9 protein-coding genes and 1 tRNA gene are annotated in these 19,976 nt (G+C 50.3%); 2 read left to right on the top strand and 8 right to left on the bottom strand.

The features are described from left to right. Positions 1-16 precede the first annotated feature (16 nt). From ACGHTT_RS01700 to rnr, 5 genes are all read right to left on the bottom strand, one after another. On the bottom strand, positions 17-898 hold the full coding sequence (locus ACGHTT_RS01700) for a hypothetical protein (protein WP_390593137.1): 882 nt from the start codon (positions 896-898) through the stop codon (positions 17-19). A 12-nt stretch (positions 899-910) separates the two neighbouring features. Continuing rightward, positions 911-1,138 carry a 30S ribosomal protein S18 gene (gene rpsR, locus ACGHTT_RS01695; RefSeq protein ID WP_183911075.1) on the bottom strand — a complete coding sequence of 76 codons (228 nt, stop codon included), beginning with the start codon at positions 1,136-1,138 and terminating at the stop codon, positions 911-913. 11 nt (positions 1,139-1,149) lie between these two features. Further along, on the bottom strand, positions 1,150-1,587 hold the full coding sequence (gene rpsF, locus ACGHTT_RS01690; protein ID WP_390593136.1) for a 30S ribosomal protein S6: 438 nt from the start codon (positions 1,585-1,587) through the stop codon (positions 1,150-1,152). 298 nt (positions 1,588-1,885) lie between these two features. Continuing rightward, positions 1,886-2,635, bottom strand: a complete 750-nt coding sequence (rlmB, locus tag ACGHTT_RS01685) for a 23S rRNA (guanosine(2251)-2'-O)-methyltransferase RlmB (protein ID WP_390593134.1) — start codon at positions 2,633-2,635, stop codon at positions 1,886-1,888. Between the two features lie 11 nt (positions 2,636-2,646). Further along, positions 2,647-5,241, bottom strand: coding sequence for a ribonuclease R (rnr, locus tag ACGHTT_RS01680; RefSeq protein WP_390593133.1), 2,595 nt, complete (start codon positions 5,239-5,241; stop codon positions 2,647-2,649). Between the two features lie 435 nt (positions 5,242-5,676). On the opposite strand from rnr, the gene ACGHTT_RS01675 reads away from it, so the two are divergent. Beyond that, positions 5,677-5,763: transfer RNA gene (locus tag ACGHTT_RS01675), tRNA-Leu, on the top strand. Between the two features lie 178 nt (positions 5,764-5,941). Next, positions 5,942-7,828, top strand: a complete 1,887-nt coding sequence (locus ACGHTT_RS01670) for a hypothetical protein (protein WP_390593132.1) — start codon at positions 5,942-5,944, stop codon at positions 7,826-7,828. A 147-nt stretch (positions 7,829-7,975) separates the two neighbouring features. Here ACGHTT_RS01670 and ACGHTT_RS01665 read toward each other — a convergent pair whose 3' ends face one another. The 3 genes from ACGHTT_RS01665 to ACGHTT_RS01655 all read right to left on the bottom strand — a co-directional run bounded on the left by ACGHTT_RS01665 (position 7,976) and on the right by ACGHTT_RS01655 (position 19,930). Beyond that, complete coding sequence (locus ACGHTT_RS01665) at positions 7,976-8,815, bottom strand: REP-associated tyrosine transposase (RefSeq protein ID WP_390593131.1); 840 nt, start codon at positions 8,813-8,815, stop codon at positions 7,976-7,978. Between the two features lie 223 nt (positions 8,816-9,038). Then, positions 9,039-9,614, bottom strand: a complete 576-nt coding sequence (locus tag ACGHTT_RS01660; RefSeq protein WP_390593130.1) for a hypothetical protein — start codon at positions 9,612-9,614, stop codon at positions 9,039-9,041. Continuing rightward, positions 9,611-19,930, bottom strand: a complete 10,320-nt coding sequence (locus ACGHTT_RS01655; RefSeq protein ID WP_390593129.1) for an Ig-like domain-containing protein — start codon at positions 19,928-19,930, stop codon at positions 9,611-9,613. The genes ACGHTT_RS01660 and ACGHTT_RS01655 overlap by 4 nt, the downstream gene beginning before the upstream one ends. Positions 19,931-19,976 lie beyond the last annotated feature (46 nt).

Below are 19,976 nucleotides of genomic sequence, written 5' to 3'. Positions count from 1 at the left end.
TTGCAATTCGTTTGCATCAATCGTCAGACGGCGCTTTCACCTTCAAACGATCACGTAAGTTTAACCACGTATCAGCCACGGCTAGGGCGGATATCGCTGCACTTAAAGGGGCTGCAACAAAGAGCCCAAAATACATCAACACCAACCAGCCTTTACCTAAATGGCGTGCACGTACAAAGGCGTGCACTAGCGCAATACCAGTGAGCAACAATGGCAACGCGAACAAGCTCGCCCATGCTTGGTAACCCGCAGGTTGCAACAAGCAGTAGATTGCGCCGAGGCTGCAAATCAATGCCTGAACCGGCATTAATCGCAACTGGTGAAACTCTTGCTGAAAACCACCAGGGTTATACAACAAGGCTTGCCACCAGCGCGCCAACAGCAAACTGCCTAAACCGCTCAAGGCGACCACATAGGCAATCAAACCCAACACAAACGTGTTACTCGGGTTTGCAACCGCAGCACCTTCCGGCGCATTGGCAGCGAGTTCACGCAACAAGTCGCCCATGACTTGAATCAGGCTTTGCACTGGGTCAGGCAACATCATTGCCATTAACAGCGCGCCCAGGGCCGAAAAAGCCACTAGAGCCGTGAGTGTATAGGGCCAAGAAATACTGGCTCGCAACACTTGGGCGGACATTAACACCGCCACCAATCCAATCAGGGTGACAAAGGGCATTAACGGCCCCATGTCGCTCATCTCTTGGTCACTAATCACCAAGGCCACTAATGCGGGCAACATAGCCCACAGCATGGTTAAGGTACCTTCGAAAGCACCCTTGCGCAGGCTAACCAGAGCTACCACGGCCGGACTGACCAATGGGAACCAACTGCCAAGCATCGCTACAATCGCCGCTTGTAAGCGGCCGCGCATAATGAAGTTCAGCAGTGCCTGCACGCTATTTAAGTCTTACTCGTGGCTATCGGTGTAAGGCAACAGAGCCAGAACGCGCGCGCGCTTGATAGCGGTCGCCAACTGACGCTGGTACTTAGCCTTAGTACCGGTAATACGGCTTGGAACAATCTTGCCGGTCTCTGAAACGTACGCTTTCAGAGTTTCCAGATCTTTGTAGTCAATCTGCTTAACGCCTTCGGCGCTGAAACGGCAGAACTTACGACGACGGAAAAAACGTGCCATGGTGGAACTCCTTATTCGTCAGTGCTGTCATCGTCAGCGTCGACATCGTCGTCGCTGTCGTCTTGATCATCCGCATCATTACGGGCTTCGCGGCGCGAATCTGAACGCTGCTTGCGCTCACGGCCTTCTTTTTCAGCCTTCATGATGGGGGATTCTTCAGTGATAGCCTCGTCCTGACGGATCACCAAGTTACGCAGAACAGCGTCGTTGTAACGGAAGTTGGTGTTCAGTTCTTCCAAAGCAGCTTCGCTACATTCGATGTTCATCAGAACATAGTGAGCTTTGTGAATCTTGTTGATGGAGTAAGCCAGCTGGCGACGACCCCAGTCTTCCAAGCGATGTACCTTACCGCCATCGCTATTGATGGTAGTAGTGTAGCGCTCGATCATACCGGGCACCTGCTCGCTCTGATCCGGGTGAACCAGAAAAACGATTTCGTAATGACGCATTGATTGCTCCTTACGGGTTACGTCTCCCACGCAATTGTGGTGAGACAAGGAGAGCTGGGTAAACATTAACCCAGCCAGTTTTGGGCGACGGATTGTATGCGAGGTGGGGAGTTGATGCAAGTTTGATCAGTTGCGGCTTGGCCGCAACTGATCAAACAGGACAAGGAGGTTACAGTTAACAGCTTACAGGAAGATCAAAAGCCGATGGCCTATGGCCACATTTAGGTGCAACGGTGGGTGGGATGAAACGAGAGCTCGACTGCCTCACCAGTGTTTGCTTTCCCTGTAAGCTGTTAACTCATTTTCCTGTTAACTGTCTTTGTCGCACTGCCTCAAACAAACAAACCCCCGTCGCTACCGAGACATTCAAGCTGGACACCTCTCCCGCCATGGGAATGCTGATGAGGCCGTCGCAGGTTTCACGGGTTAGGCGGCGCAGGCCGTCGCCCTCCGCGCCCATGACGATACCCAACGGACCTTTGAGGTCAACCTGATAGAGGTCGACACTAGCTTCACCGGCGGCTCCCTGCAGCCAAACGCCTTGGTCGCGCAGCTTGTTGAGGGTGCGCGCAAGGTTGGTCACAGGGATAAGGGGCAGCACCTCGGCGGCGCCGCAGGCTACCTTGCGCGCGACTCCGGTGAGGCTGGCTGAGTTGTCTTTTGGCACGATAACAGCGTGCACACCCGCGGCTTCAGCGCTGCGCAAACAGGCGCCCAAGTTGTGCGGATCAGTAACACCATCGAGCACCAACAAAAAAGGCGGCTGATCGAGACGGGCCAATAACGCAAACAAAAAAGCCTCATCGTGCAGCTCGCCGCGCTCGCATTCGGCCACCACGCCTTGATGATTACCATCGTCCACTAGGCCATCAAGCTTAGCGCGGCTCCAACGCTCCAGCGGAATCTCCTCGCGCTCGGCGAAGCTGACAATTTTCTGTAGTTTTTGATCGTCGCGACCATTTAACAACATTAACTTTCGAATGCGTTGCGGTGCACTTTTCAATAGGGCCTGCACCGAATGCAGGCCGTAAATTAACTCTGTTTTCATGACCGACTAATTTAATCTCGAGGAGTTTTCTTTTTCGGTTTCGCAGTGCGCTTAGCTTTTACCGAAGGCTTGGCCACACCGGTGGTGGCTGCCTTGCGCTTGCTCACCGAGGATTTGCGCGCAGGCTTCTTGGCCGATGGCTTTTTGCCCTCGGCCTTTTTGGCTGCCGCAGCTTTTTCCGGCTTGGCTTTACTGGCGCGAGCTTTACTCGGCTTTTTATCCGATTTTTTATCGCTCTTTTTCTCGGCTTGAACACGGCCTTTCTTTTTCACGTCTTGACGTAAGTTCTTCGCCGCCTTTTTCGGCAAACCTGGCTTGCGCTTGGTAAGCACTTCTTCCAACTCAAAATCGACCTTGCGCTCGTCCAAGTCCACGCGCACAACTTTCACGCGCAGCTGGTCACCCAACTGGAACACCTGCCGCGTGCGCTCGCCCACCATGCGGTGATGCGCCGCGTCGTAATGGTAGTAATCGTGCGGCAAGCTGGTGACGTGCACTAAGCCATCGGTGTACAGGTCTTTTAGCTCGACAAACAAACCAAAGCCAGTCACACCGCTAACCACGCCTTCGAAGCTTTCGCCCACCCGGTCTTGCAAAAACTCGCACTTAAGCCAGCTCATCACTTCGCGCGTGGCTTCATCCGCACGGCGTTCATTTTGCGAGCAGCCTTCACCGAGCACCAACAAATCTTCAATACCGTAGGGATAAATTTTCGCTTTCGGCAAATCCACTGCACCGCTAACACGCTGCACCTGCGTAGACTCTTGCGCCGAACGCACCACCGAGCGAATAGCGCGATGCACTAACAAGTCTGGGTAGCGACGAATCGGCGAGGTAAAGTGCGCGTAGGCGGTGTAGCCCAAACCAAAGTGTCCTAAATTTTCTGGCTGGTACACGGCTTGGCTTAAACTGCGCAGCATCACCATCTGAATCACATGGGCGTCTGGCCGGCCTTCAATAGCTTTTAACACCGATTGATAAGCCGCCGGTGTTGGGCTGCCTACACCGGGCAAATCCAAACCTAGCTCACCCAAAAATTCGCGCAGGTTCTCCAGTTTCTGATCGGCGGGGCCTTTGTGAACGCGGTACAGCCCTGGGATTTTGTGCTTTTCTAAAAACTTCGCGGCACACACATTGGCCGCCAACATACACTCTTCGATAATCTTGTGTGCATCGTTGCGAATAACCGGCACTATGCGCTCAATTTTGCGATCGCGATCGAAAACAATACGGGTTTCGACGGTTTCAAAATCAATCGCGCCGCGCTCATCGCGTGCCACGCGCAAGCTTTTGTACAGCGCATACAGCTCGCGCACCTGCGGCATGATATCGCCCAGCGCAAGATTTTCGGCTTTTTTACGACCGAAAATTTTATCGACAATTTTCCGACCGGTGGAGCGCTGATCCACATCGCCCGCCAGCGCCTCACCCACTTGGTTGTAGGTCAGTCGCGCGTGCGAATGCATAACGCCTTCGTAAAACTTATAACCACTGATCTTACCGGCACTGGAAATGGTCATTTCACACACCATACACAAGCGATCGACGTGCGGGTTAAGCGAACACAAGCCGTTCGATAGCGCCTCGGGCAACATGGGCACCACGTAGTCGGGGAAATACACCGAGGTACCGCGCACAATGGCTTCTTTATCGAGCGCCGAACCAATTTTTACATAGTGCGACACATCGGCAATGGCCACATACAAACGCCAGCCGCCGGTTTTCTTCGGCTCGCAGTAAACCGCGTCATCGAAGTCGCGCGCATCTTCACCATCGATGGTGACAAACGGCAAATGCCGAACATCCACGCGCGCCAACTTGTCTTGCTCATCAACCTGCTCGGGCAAGACTTCCGCTTCGCGTTTAACGCTAGACGGCCACATGTAGGGAATACCGTGCGAACGAATCGCCACGTCGATTTCCATCCCAGGCGCAAACTCATTGCCTAGAATTTCAATCACCCGGCCACGGGGCAGCTGCCGACGCCCAGGCTGTTCGGTCACCTCTACCACCACCAGCTGGCCATCCACAGCGCCTTTCATATCTTCCGGCGCCAGCAGAATGTTATGTAGCAGGCGAGCGTTATCCGGCCGAACATAGGCCACGCCCTGCTCATGCACTAACTTGCCCACCACTTGATGGGTGTTGTGAGCCAGCACTTCCACAATCACGCCCTCCGTGCGACCACGGTTGTCGGTGCCACTGATGCGCACCAACACTTCGTCGCCGTCAAACACCAACTGCATCTGACGGTTATACAAATAAATATCTTCGCCACCCTCGGCTGGAATCAAAAAGCCGTAACCGTCCTTATGGCCCTGTACGCGGCCGCGGATCAAATCCACCTTGTTGATCACAGCATAGCCGCCCTTGCGGTTGCTGATCAGCTGGCCATCGCGCTCCATGGCAATCAAGCGACGGCGCAGCGCCTCGCGATCATCATCAGAAGTAAGCGCTAACTTATAGGCAAGGTCGTCGTAGTTCAACGGGCCGGCAGCGCTATTAAGCACCTCGGCAATGAATTCTCGACTGGGGATGGGGTTATCGTACTTAGCCGCTTCGCGACTGGCATAAGGGTCATTCTTTGGCGTTTTTTTCTTGGTCAATACTCTTTCCTTTATATAGATGTAGCAATAGGCTACGAATTAACCGGCGCACTATACCCTATGAAGCCGGCAACACCAGCAAGTTCCCAATAAAACGGAGGATTTTTGTGCAGGTGTAATTGACAAGGATATACCACATCCTTATAGTGCGCGCCTCGGCTTTTAGCTGATTTGCCTTGCTGGTGAGTGTAGACGAGCTACAGTAACTACCCACTAACTCGCTAAACCCACGGCAACGTGTAGCGAAGCCAGCAGACTGCGTTAAATAGACCGCAGTATAATCTCGTCATATTTGCCCAGATGGTGAAATTGGTAGACGACGTGCAGGATGCACGAGTGTCGCGTTAGGCAGGAGCCGGTAGCGACCACGCGTAGCGTGACGGAGCCAAAGTAGGGACTGCGCTAAATAGACCGCAGTATAATCTCGTCATATTTGCCCAGATGGTGAAATTGGTAGACACGCTAGCTTCAGGTGCTAGTGGCCTTACGGCCGTGGAGGTTCAAGTCCTCTTCTGGGCACCATTTTTAAAAAGCCGCTTCATTGCGGCTTTTTTGTAATTACAACTAGCAGATTACCAAGTAACAGCCACGATTTAGGTACTTTACGGTACGTAGAATCGAAGAATTCGCTCCACTTGTAATACATCACCGCCCGTCGCCAAACGGCGCTAATTTTTAATTTACTGATACTAGGAAGACAATGAATAGGGAATTTCTAAGAGTCAGCGCCACGCTGCTAATCATCTCAAGCGCTCTTCTATCTGCATGCGGCGGGGGCTCTAGCCAAAGCGATAAAACGCCACCGACTTCAATTGCAACACCAACACCAGTAACCGTTAGCGCCGAAGTTAAAGGCCTTATCGGTACAGGTCTAGCTGTTTCCTTGAACGGTGAGACAATCGTAATTCCAGCTTCCGGCACTTTTGCCTTTCCCACTCAGCTGCAACAGGGTACCGAGTTAAACCTGACGGTTACCAATCAACCGGAGTTCCCTAACTTCGCATGTAGACCTGAAGCTAGTGGAACAACGGTAGCCCAACAACCGATTACGCTGATAGTTAATTGCAGCTACTTCGAACAAGCCGCTCACGAGCACGCATCAAGAGAACCCTTATTCTTCAACGCATCGGAATCTGGAGACATCGTTACAATACTGCGCGATGAAACATTTGACCTATCTATTGATCGCCGAGCTGCTGGAGAAGATTGGCAGGGGCTTCAGAACTTCTACCGGTGTGGCTCAGTTGACATGCCAAACCCATGCACTGATATAACCAGAGACCTGACCTTGCTTAACAGCCCAACGGTGGATAGCGAAGAAATATACATCCCCATTGCGGAAACTCATACAACCGAAAAGCGACTTAAATACCTACGCAAAACACTCTCCACAGTCTGGGAAGAGTTCACTATCGCCAATCTCGACAAAAATACTTATCCGCGTGCCACACGTAGCGGCAACCGCGTAGCGTTTTTCTATAGCGAAAACGGAAGTCTTATTTCCCACACGGGTGATATTGCTCAAACGCTCACCCGAACTGACTTAGGTCGCCTTAATAGCGGTATCTGGACAGGTACATACAAAAAACAAGACGCTAACCTCCCAATCGCGACGCTAACGTCCTTCAGCGATACGAATACTCAAGAAACCCAATTACACGTATTGCTGGACAATGGCACTACTGTGAGCAAGTCATTTGATGGCCGCTTGAACGGATTTGTTCTACATAGAGTCTTAGAAGATCAGCGTCAAATGTTCATTTGGAGCCGAGAAAGAAACATCACCACCGAAACAGCCTACGTACTTATAGAAGCCGATGGAAGCATAGGCGACGACCAAATTCTTAGCCCTGGGTACCTAGCAAATAATAAAGAAAGCCTTACTCTGGGCACCCTTGCAATAACGGTTAACGATTTCAATGCGGGAACCTACAAGGTTTTTCTGTGGAGCGAGAGCAAGGGCTTTAGCACTCCCCTTGAAAATTCTGATGCAGGCTATGCTAATTTAGATTTACGCGGGAGCGGCGAAATAGTTGTAGCCTTCTGGACAGGAGAGTATTTAAAGATCGTTCCATTTGAATGGAACGAGGGCTGGGGAGAAGACCACTTACTATACAATTTTGACAACATTAACACAGATGCGAGCTTTAACAGCATTCAAAGCAGAGTCGCCTGCTCAGATCAAGAATGCAGCGTATTTTATGCAGTCGACAATAGCATTCGGCATTATAAATTATTAGGAGATGAACTCACTCGAGAGCCAAACATTGGCAATTTTAAAGACGGCACTTCAGGTTCTGGCTATCTATTTTTATCAAAAAACGCAGACAGGGATTATTTACTAAGCTGGTCTGCACAAATTAATGAATCAACCACTAACGAACTTTCAGTTTCTTTTGCGCACTACTCAGCACATAGTGGACGATGGAGCCAGCAACAAGATGTCGCCACAGGCCCTGGCCTTTACTATGCGCCCAACGTGTACCCTTTAACAAAGGGCTTCACGCTTTACTGGCATGACGCCAATCCTTGGAATAGACCAATACCTCCGAATACTTATTACGCAGATATATTAACTGCGGAGTAAAGTAATAAAGGCCGCTAAAGCGGCCTTTATTGTAATGAGTGAACGAAGAGATCAGGATCGATGCGGCCGGATCGAAAGAAGAAAGCTAGTCGCTATTATGTTAACGCTGTGCAGGGTCTTACAATTGACACAACCTGCTCGCTCTACTTACGGCCTTTTGTAGCTCCTCACGGCGCGACTAACAGTGGCGTAGCTCTTGGAAAAAACCGCACCAACTTCTGACAGGGTGTAATGACCACTTAAATACGCGAGCGCCATTGCTTCCCGCTCCGGATAATTTTCCGCATAGTATGCCAGAGGTTTAGGTGGCGCCAGCCTTTGAAGCTTGGGGATGTCATTCTGCGATTGTTCGTCACGCATTTTACACTGCGTATCTTCCACAAAGCTGTCAGACCCGAGAAAAACCTGATTTTTTAGCCTTTGCCAAGGCGATGGTTGATCCTTCCCGTCGGCCACAAACGCCCGATAGCCCTCTACTGCTCGTTTGTACTGCTTGCCGAAATTTCCCAAAACCCAATCAGTGGTCAACGCCCTGACGGGATCAGACATTCCAGCAGTAGCGCGGTAACTGCTCCAGGGCCAATCTTTCGCTGCACGCACCATGTGCGCGCGCACAGGGTTTAAAACGATATAACGGCACAGCTCCAGTAAATAGTTATCGCGCTCAACCATAATGGCCTTAAAACGCCCCTGGAATACATGCCCTACCCGCTTGTGCGTGCGATTAAAATATTGCGTATAAATACCGTTCAGGTATTTCATACCTTTAGATAAATTTGGATTTTGTGTTTCAACAAGCAAGTGGTAGTGATTTGTCATCAAGCAATAGGCGTGGCAATACCAGCGATAGCGCTCGCAAGCATCTGCCAGCTGATCTAAAAAGTAACGTTTGTCGTCATCGCCACCATAAATATTCTGCTGAGCGTTACCCCTTGCAGTTATATGGTAAAGCGCGCCAGCATATTCAATACGCAGAGGCCTGACCATCGGAAACTCTCAACAGGAGACTCTCCAACAGCCTAGAAATGATAGAGCAAAATGTCAAATGTAAGACCTGACCCCATCGACCTAAAACACACCTGGCGATTATTGCCACGCTGAATAATATGTTGCGCAATGTGAGGTAAGCACAAGCGAGGTAGGCGAGCCATAGATCGTCCTTGATCATCGGTTTCTGTTTCAAACTACGATAGCGGATAGCGCTTTATTGTCAATGATTCGAGTTTTTACTCTGACCCCAAATCTCAATGATGCTATTTTTTTCTACGTAGCAGGCTGATTGTTTTTGTCTTATATGGTTTTCGATCGCGTTTTTCTCGGATTTTTTGTCGTTTGGTGACGCTGACCTGTTAAAGGCATCCACAAATCCTTGCGGATTTGCTTTTAACGTTGCCGCAATGACGCATTTTCGATCACCTAACTCGTCAATAATATCTGGAATTTCAATATCCAATACTTCTTTTGGTGAGATAGGAAATTCAATTGAGTTTATTTCAATAAAATCAGTATTCTTTCCGTCAAAAGAATTCGTTTTAATGGGAAATATACGTATCAATCGCGATGAGTCGCTCGAAGTTATCAATACATAACGATCAGCATTAAGATCTCCCTCGCACTCATGGGTAATAAAGTTTAGTTGTGATCCTGGATGAACAGCGGTAAAAATGCAGCGGCTATCTTTTCTGATCATTGTTGCCTGAAAAGCGACATTGGTACTATTTCCAGTAAATTCTGCCGCACTGCAGCCAATGGACAGTATTGATATTAGAAATACTAAAAATTTCATTCGGACCACCCAAATTCTACCATTTTTGTGCGCGCCCATTGATCAGCCAAGTATTCTATAGGCCTGCCAAAGTCGTTTACACCATCATGACCTAAACCATGCCCGCCAAATTCATGAAGAACAACATGTCTTACTGTCTGCCATTTATTATAGCTGTATGTGACCTGCACCAATTTTGAATTCTGTAATCCAGTTGCGCCATCAACACTTTGTTCGAATCTAGATCCCCAGTGGCTAGGTTGTGCAATAACTTTTGGATCGTTGTAGCCTTTGTAAAAGGTTATATGCCCACCGTCTTTGGTTGGTTCATATTGTGCCACTAACGGACTCAAATATTCGCCTTCAACACGTCCTTCTATAACGGCAGATGTTCTCAAATCAACTGTTAGCTCTCTATCTTCATAGCTATAGGTAACGTTCTCTGGGAATTCAGAGCCCAATTTTGAGCGAATATCCGAAATGGCATCCTGTAAATCTTCTGGCACTGTGTCAAAGCCATCGGTAGCTGCTTGTACAATGGCCGAAAACGCCGCATACATAGCCCCATTAGCAAACTTGCCGCCGGTCATTTCCGAAATCGTCCCCGCAACAACCATCGACGCTAAGGATTGCCCCGCAAGCTCCCAGCCCGACCCTGGATCTCCAATGGCAGCACCTGCCACGGCACCCACCCCAGCAGAAATAAACCCATGACCAAATTGACCACCATTGATTTCGCTAGTAATACCGCCCATGACGGCAAAGCCTAATGTTTCCCAGTTGGCACCAAAACCTCCGGCACCCAGAGCTACTGCCGCCTGCGACATAAAAAAGGAAGTAAACGCTGCAGTTGCAATCTGCCCAAAATCCCCACCATTCGCCGCAACCCGCGCCCCACTCATGAAGGCATTCCAATAGGGTATTGCTGGATAGAGTTTTAGCGCAATTAAAACCACATTACCAATAATCTGAATCACACTACCCGCATCAATACTATAACCACTCGAATCCGTATAACGCAGCGGGTTGTTGTGTACATAGCTGTAGCGGTTATAGCCCTGAGTTGAAGTTACGCCGTCTATCACTGGGTCTGCTTGTAAAAAGCGACCTAGGCGGGCGTCGTAAATGCGCCCGTTCATGTGAACTAGGCCCACTTCATCGAGCATTTCGTGGCCGGTGAAGCCGCGCGTGGTAATGCTGTGATCGAAGTTTTTCAGCGCATCGGCCACTAAGGCTTCCCAGTCTTGTGCGTTGCGGCGCTGGCCCCAGGCATCAAAACTCATTTGCTCCACCACATTGCCGATTTCATCGGTAATGGTGTCGATAGAGCCCAAATGATCGGTATGCAGGTAGCGCACCGATTTATTGGCCACCACGGGGCCGTCATAGGTATTGGTGATGAGCACACCGCCGAGCAAGGTGCGCTTGATTTCAACGCTGCCATTAGCGCGGCTAATACGCTCTACCGAACCTAAGTAACGGGTGATTTCTGTGCCTTGGGCACTTACATCGGTGCGCAGGTAGCGATCGCGACCCGGGCCGTACTTAAAGCCTGTGCTGTGACCGTCTTTGCTTATCAGCGTCGGCTTATCAAAGGTGCTGTACACCAAGGTTCGGCCTGAGCTATCTGAGGTCATATTGCCGTTGGTGTCATAGCTGTACGAAATGCCATCACTGGTTTCACAGACCGCGTGCGGCCTGACGTCTTCGTCATTTGCTGCACACGCAGAACCATATAAATAGTCTCCTACATCTGACTTGTAGACGATGTTGCCAAGGCCTGCATCGTCGTAACGAATGGTTTGCGCCGTTTTGCCCGCCACTAAGGCGGAGGTTAAACGGTTTAAATCATCGTATTCAAAATGCTCGTGCAAGTTTTTGTCGGCGCTGTAGTCGTAGCGGTCCATCAAGTTGCCGATGTCGTCCCACTCGTATTCCTGATCCTGCACGTCGCCAAAATAACCCGACAAAAGATCGGCACGAATGGTCTTCAAACGACCGGTGCTTGGATCGTAATCTCGGCGCGTGGTAATGCCGTTGCCCTGCATGAAGTGCGTGACATTGCCGCGCAAATCCATTTCCTTCACCACGTAATAGCGCTGGCGCGGTGCACCGTTGAACAACACGGCATCCACCACTTCGGAAAGATAACCGTATTCGTTGTAGCGATTTTCGATGGCCTGGTCTTGCCAAGTGCCGTCACCGCCGGCATCGAACGCCTGATGAGTGCGACCGATTGAATCGAAGGTTTGGCGCTCGAAATAACGCTCTGTGTTGCCGTCGACAACAAAGCGCGTTTCCGTGGTACTGGCACGGGCTAATGAGTCGTAACCCACGTATTTTCTATAGCCCTCGTTGTTGGTGACCGCCATCAACCCACCCGGTGGTACATCGCGGGTTTGCTCCGACGCCATTTGGGTGTTGGTCACCCAGTTGGTGGAATTGTTGTATTGCCACAGTGTGCTGGTAACCGCCGCATTTGCCGCGCTGTAATCTACACGCGAGGTCATGCGACCTAGGTCGTCATACACCATCACCACGCGCTGCAGTTTTGCGTCTGTTTGCTCTAACAGTTCACCAAAGGCGTTGTACACATATTGCCAAGCGCCTTTGTCTGGGTCACTCATGTAGGTTTTGCGACCCAGCCTGTCGTAGCGCAGCTCGGTTTCCAAAACCCCCTGAGTCAGGAAGCGCAGCTTGCCCTGCGCATCGTATTCGTAGTTGAGTTCGCCCGCGATGCTGATGTCATCCGCTCTTGGGTCAATAACATGCACCAATTCACCGGCGGCGTTTTTGGTTTCCGTTTTGCTTTGACCGTTTGGATTGGTCACGGTGGTTGAGAAGCCGTCATAGCTGACGCCAACCGGTAACGTTCTACCGGGTAAAGAGGTTTTCAACACGCGACCGATTAAATCGTACTCAAAATTTGTCCAATAAAGGGCACTGCCGGCATGAGGTTCAGACTTGCGCTGTACGCGGCCGAATTTATCGTATTGGGTATCCACATAGGCCCAGCTGCCGTCGAAGGCTTGCGACGCTTCGCGCACCACTCTACCCACAATATCTAAACAGCTAAGGCTTTGCCCGCCGCCGGCCGTGGTAGTGGAACTTTGTATCACCGCCTCACTCGGGCAATGCGAAGACGCAACGCCCAATAGGGAAATACTGTAGGCACCGGTAGCACTGTAAGACACCAGCGGCTTACCAAAGGCACTGTATTGCACTTCGCTGATGATGCCGGCGGCATCTTGCACCCGTGTGGGTTGCCCCCACGCATTGCGGGCGAGAACTTCTTCTGTTACCTGGCCGTAATGATTACGGCTCAGTTTCAGGTAGCGACCATCCTCGTATTCAGACTCGGCACTGCGCTCCTGCGGTACACCATCCTGCATAATGGATTGGGTGGCGCTGGTTTTGTTGCCGTAATCGTCATAGGTGTAGGTGGTGGATAGGGTTTCGTTTTCTACACCCTCTGGCTCAATGGTTTCAGACTCGAGCAAGCCCGCATTGGAACCGGATTGATAGTAGGTAAAAGACGAGCTGCGAAGACTTGTGACTTCCTCACCACGCAGTTGTCGTGTGCGGGTAACCGTGGTGTCGGTCAGCCGGCCGAGCTGCGCGTAGCTAGAAAGCCCACGTTCAGCGCCGTTATCGAAACTCAGGGTTTCGGATGTAGGGAAGGTATTTTCCGTCAACTGGGTAAAGGTTTCACCGGCACCGGTGGTGCTTACTTCGATAGACGTCGCGTTACCGTAGTCATCCTGCACCGTTGAGGTTGTGGTGGTGGTAAGTATTTCACCTTCAATATCTCCATTGCCGCGCAAGGCATAGGCCGTTTCTGTGGCTTCTTCTAGCACCGGCTTTAACGGGCCTAACACCGCCACGCCATCATTGGCGGCGCGCGTTGGCCAATCAGTTTGCCAGCCATTAAGCGACCACACATTTTCTGCTTTGCTGAGCAAATGGCCTTCGCTCGTGAACACCTCTGTTTTCACGGGGAAACCGATGTAGGGAAAGTCTTGTCGGTATTCCGTAATGGTGGAAACACCCGATTGTTCATCCACCGAACGCAAGCGTTTGAAACCTAATAAGCCACGCCCTGCCGCTTGCGCTTTGGCTTCGGCGTAGTAATAACTGATATGGCTTTGCGCTTCGGTATTGACTTGGTCATTCACATCCAGCGCCGGCGCAGAACCGGATACACGCACTACGATTTGCATCGGCGCCATCACTTCCAACGTCGGCGATAATTTACCTAGCGAATGGTGTAAACCAGAAGCCCATCGGTTGTTCAGCTCACGGTAAAAAGTGCCTTGGTCTGCAACTTGGTAATCCGTACACCAGCCAGCGGTATAATTATTGTCATAACTCGGCCGCTCGCAACGCTCTTCATCCGTCGTGGTAATTTCTAAGCGCGCGTAATGGTCACTGGTGACTAACGTGCCGTATTGAACTTCCGTCGCCGCACCTAGGCCATTGGTAACTTTTGAGATGACATTAAAACTGTCGCCGTCAAATTTTGCCGGATAGGTGTATAACCTGTCTGTGGTCACCCGCACTAAGTCGAGCCGGCCATCGCCGGTAATATCGGCGAGTAAGCGTACGTATTTATCTTCACCGGCTTGGGTGCCCACTAAATAAGGCTCATCAAGCGTGTCGCCCAACCAACGGCGCAAATAAATACTGGCGCCATCAAACCACATCAAGTCACTTGCGCCGTCGTGGTTATAGTCTGCAGTAAAGGGGCTAGCCTTTTCCGGTAGCGTGCCTATGGACTGCTCAGCGGTAAATACGATGCGATCATTTTCAATCGCACCGGTACTTAACTGATACACAAAGTTATGATCGCGTTCAGTGATCAGATCGGTCAGGCCGTCGCCATTTAAATCGCCGGCATGGAGTTTGTGCGCCAACCAACCGTGCCGCTGCTCGGCTGGGGCATCGCGCTTTTTACCTGCGTCACCAAAATCTTCCGTCTCAACGTGATCAATAAATTTACCCAGATTAACTAATTGATTACCATCTATTGAAACAATGTAGGCTCGATAGGAGACCTCGGATAAACTGAAAAACGGAATGTGGCCGGCTTTACGCCATTTGGCTACGGTATCCACTAATACCAAATCAAGCTTACCGTCACCGTTAAAGTCACCAGATACACTGGGATCAAAATATCGATCAACTTGGGTATAAAGGCTATTACCATCTGAGTATCCAGGAACATCATCATAGGGTTCCAATTCATCCACAATAAAAGGGATGCGCGGACCAAACTGGTAGTAACGGTTAGAGGTCACGTCAGCTGCGTTTGCAACTTCTAACAATTGATAACCATTGGTACTGATGGCATCTACCAGCCCATCACCGTTAACATCCATAAACCGAACGCTAGAATCCGTTAGATTATCATCGGTGATACTGCTCTCGGCCAACTGCCAACTGCCATCCGCCTGCGGTTGAGCAAGGTGTATGACCCATTTACCTTGATTGCGATGGAAATACGCGAGGTCTGAACGACCATCGGCGTTGTAATCCAGCACAGCGGTTTTGTACGGTGTATCGGTATCTTTATCGGATCGAGCTGCCGTTTTTTGAGCGCCAAAACCGTTTTCCTTTGCCAGTACGTAATGCCACAACTGGTAGTCGATGTCGCCATTGCTGGCGTAATCCACTTCCTGCCATACCAGATCCATACGGCCATCGCCGTTTATATCTACCGGACGGTAATCCGTAACCTGGCGGTCACTTTGTGAACTGAGCTGAACGCTACTACTAGAATATTGATCAAAACCACTGGTAAAGAAATCCCAATCAAAATGCGTTTCAGGTAGGCAAACATTCACCACGCATTCGGTAATGGCACGAAGGTAACTCGTCTTATTAAAACTCGGCGGGATTTCATAGTAATCCAACCGGTAATGACGAAACTCATTGGCACCTTCCGTGACCACAACCTTGTCGAGACGCTGGGTTGCGGCAAATGAATAGCCAGACACAAATGCCTGCTGTGGATCGGCACGATCTGAGTATTCGAACGCCAATTTGGCCGCACCATTGGCATAGGTAATCTCTTTTAAGCGATGCCCACCGGCCGTGTAGTAAACAAAATCTATGGCGTTACCCACACTGTCTTCGACACGATTCTGCGCCCAGGTCAGGGTCTTTGAATCAGTCGTCGATTGGCGAGAGTCTTCGGTATTACCGTAGTAAACAAAGGAGCCATCTTTTCGCTCGACGGTAAAGTAACCGGGGTGCCCAACGCTGCCGCCATTAGCTGTGACCAGTGCGAAACTATCCACTTCGGCTCTGTAGCGACTATCAGGCGCACCGTATTCGCCTTCCACAACGAGTAACCGCTGACCATCAAGACAGAAACGATCCTCTTCGCTCCACGTAATCGCCAGCGCATTGTTATCTTGGCCGAGGGTTTGGCGACAGCGACTGATTGTCGATAATCCACCCAAACTCCAACCCTGACCTAATAAACCATTCCCACCTTGGCTCGAATAGTTTAATGACATACTCGGTGCAACACCGGCAATGCCGGCTGGAGCAGCAAGCGGCATATTGTATGTAGCAGCACCCGCTTCATTGACGCGGAACTGGCCGCTAGAGGCACCCACTTGATCACTTTCTTGGCTGAGTACATCACTCACTACGGGCATGGCTTCAGGCGCCAATGAACCGGCAACCAACTCAAGGCTGCAACCATTATCACAAGGGTCTGCACCGGCTAGTAGTTCTGCCAGATTAGAAACACCATCATCATCGGCATCGGAATCGCCCGACTGGCTATCGAGATCGCCGAAAAAGAGCAGCTCCCACTCATCTGGTAAGCCGTCGTCATCGCAATCCCGTTTTAATGGGTCGACATCATCACAGGCTAAGGCTGTCCACACGCCGTTAGGCACGTAGAAATAGTTAAAGCTCTGCTGTAACAAGCCATCGACAGCGGCCGCATTTTGAATGGAATTTGAAAAGAGCACGGCAATTTCTGCGCGCGAACGCCCGCCGCTTAGTAGATCAATTAAATCTTGACGCGAATAGGTTACCCCGCCCACGGTCAAATTGGGTTGCTGTTGACCAGCAAATACGCGCTCGTACAGAGCATCCACAAAACCGACGTGGCTTTGCACCAACGGGAAGTTTTGCAAACCCGTATTTGACGACAAAAATGCATTGGCCACTTCTTCAATACTGGCGCGGTTCACCAGCGCATAGGTCCAAAAGGTTAACGCTTCTTTGTCGAGCGACAATGGCGGCTGTAGCAAAGCTTTATATAAACGCGCCACACGCAGATATTGAGAAAGGTGAGATTGCAATGGCTGCCAGTCTCTCACCGCCATGTCACTCGCTAACAGCGAATCATCTTGGCTTTCCCATACTAATATATCAGGCCCGAGTAATCCGCGCCCTAAAGCGTGAAGCTTGCCCGACAGGGTGGTGAAATAAATCGTGCCGTAGCTATCGCCAGCCAACACTGGGCTTTCATGGATGGGCTCTCCGGCGTTGAAATTCCATTTAGTGCTACCATTTTCGGCGTTGATGGCATACAACCAACCATCTGCTGAACCTATATAAAGCGTGCGCTGATCATCCAGCACAGGGGCAGCATAAAGTGGCCCCTGTGTATTAAAGATCCACTGGCCGATACCGCTAGGCCTAATGGCGTATAAGTTTTTATCGAGTGATGCGGCATAAATATTATTATTTATTGGGTCAACCAATGGCGTTGCCCGCACCTCGCCACCCGTACTGAAGGGCCAGCCAGGGATGTTTTCACCGGTTTCTGGGTCTATCGCATAAACTGCATTGCCCATACTCACGTAAATGATGCCGTCTTGCCCAACAGTAGGAGAGGAGTCGGTCAAGCTGGTATAAGCGGTTTGATGATTCCCATAAAGACGAATGGCGTCTTTGCTGCCATTCGGGTTTTCGAAGGTCGCGTAAACACCCAATTCAAACAGCGCGGCATAAATATCGCTGTTAACAACAATGGGCACCTGTAATTGTGTGGCAGAAACCCACTGAAGGTTAGCAGCATCAACCACGGTGGAAATAGCTGGGTTGTGAATAGCAGTAATGATGACGCGGCCTGAATTATTCAATCCAATACCACTTAAACTCAAGCAGGCGCCATCACAGGCAAGCACACCAGATTCAATATAAGGTGGAATAACTTCTACTTCTTTTTGAACACCCGCATTGCTACAACCAAGTGCGTTACAGGCTCTCACCTGATAGGCGTAACGACCCACGGCAGGGTTTTCGCGCTGCCGCTTTAATAAATCTGGCCCTTCTACAACAGTCCAATTATTAGAAGACGCTAGGCCGCCTATTTTTTCTTCAAGCTGGTAGCTATTGGCAGCCGGGAAGGCACTCACCGCAGGCCACGAAACATCGAAAGTACCGGTTTGCGGCTCGGAGGGAACAACCAGTGTCGATGGCGCTACAGGTGTAGTTAATACGACAGTCACTGTTAAATCACTAGACAAGCCGCCACAACCCTTGCTGTTGCAGGCTCTAACTTGATAATGATATGAACCTTGCGGTTTATTGGTGCGCAAACTGGATAACTGATTGTTATCGACAACAACCACATCATCTTCTAGCAACTGATATTTCGTTGCGCCAGCCACAGCGGGCCACGACATTTGATAGGCGTCTTCGTAAAAAGTTTGGTTACCGGTTTGATCATTTGCCTTCAATGTCGCAGGCGGATTCGGTGGTAACAATTCAGCAACATTGACAACAACGGCACTTGATTCGGTGCTATCGCCATTGTCATCGGTTGCTCTTGCGGTAAAGGATTTTGAGCCTGGCGTAGCAACCCAAGTGCGGCTGTAGGGTGCCGAGGTGTCCGCACCTAGGCTACTGCCATTAACAAAAAACTCGACTTGGGTGATGGTGCCGTCGCTATCAGATGCTGAAGCCGCGAGTGTGAGCGTTTGACCTTCGGTTGCACTGGATTGCGAAGAGGATACGGTTACTGCCGGCGCACTATTTGCGTTTACGACGACGGTAGACTCTGCCGACGATGTTGAGTAACCGTCAGCGTCAACACTGGTTGCCCAAATTCTAAAGGCAGCGTCGGGCAACGTTGGCACCCACGATAATACATAGCATCCACCCGAACAGGCGCCCGCTGAATAAACACCTTGGCCGATGGTGAAGCTTGAGTTATTGGAGTAGCGGCCATAGAAGGTAAGGCTCGCAATACCCGTATCGTCAGTGGCCTTGGCTAACAAAGTCACTGGCTTACTTATTTTATACTGCTCGCCGCCGCTGGGGGCTACCATGCTAGAGGTAGGCGGCGTAGTAACGCGCACCGACCTCACAATGCTACCTGTGACCCCACCTTCGTTATCATATGCCTTAGCGGTAAGCGAATATGTACCACTGCTATTGGGTACCGGCCAAGTACCGCTATAGGGAGCACTGGTGTCAGTTGAAAATACACCGCCATTAGCTAAAAATTCGACTTTAGTGATTGAGCCGTCCGCGTCAGAGGCTGTTGCACTTAATGACAAACTACCGCTATTTATAACGACAGCTGGCAACGCGGCTAAACTAATTTGTGGCAATGTATTGTTTCGAACATCTACCCAAATAGTGCTTGAATTTCCAACGCCACCGTAACTGTCTGTCGCTTGTGCATATAAGACTATGTCTTCGCCCAGAGATGTTGGCGTCCAATTGGCGACATAATAGGCACCGGACAAGCTGGCATTAATAGATTGCTCTGAGCCGCCAGCATATTTCCATTTGAATTTTACGCTTGTAATCGTATCGTTTAATCCGTCTGCAACATCTGATGCAGCAGCCCTAAGGCTTACGCTAGTCCCCGGTCGAAATAGTGCGCCATCTGATGGCTCGTTTAAAGTAACAACGGGCGGCTGGTTTGCTAATGCCTGAATTGATTTAGGTGCGGAATTCGCACTGCAGCCACCATCGTTACACGCCATTACTTGATAAGAATAACTGGTGCTTAACGGCTGCGCGGCACTAAAAGTGTCATAGGTTGTATCATAAACATTTACATCACCTTGAACTGTCGCCCAGCCTGAACCTGTATTTCGCTGGAAGACAAAATAGCTCGGGCTCCCGCCGCCGTTAGGCGTTGCCTTTACGGTGTACTTTCCGTCAGTTGTCTGGGTGATTGGAGTGCTTGCTGCATTGACGATGGATATAAGCGGCGTATTGGGTTTAAGGGGTTTATTAACGACAACACTTAATGACTCAGTAGTATCGTTTTTCCCTATACAGCAACCAGACGACGGATATATTACCAGCGTAGTGACTATTTTATATTTATAAGTGCCGTTATTTCGCGTCACAGGAATAGTTAGTACCTTCTCCTGCCCAAGTGGAAAGTTAAGCCCG

It is taken from the genome of Simiduia litorea (genome assembly GCF_042853465.1).
Taxonomy (GTDB): Bacteria; Pseudomonadota; Gammaproteobacteria; order Pseudomonadales; family Cellvibrionaceae; genus Simiduia; species Simiduia litorea.
Note: the sequence above shows the minus strand (reverse complement) of the source record. Positions and strands in the feature narration are given on the sequence as shown.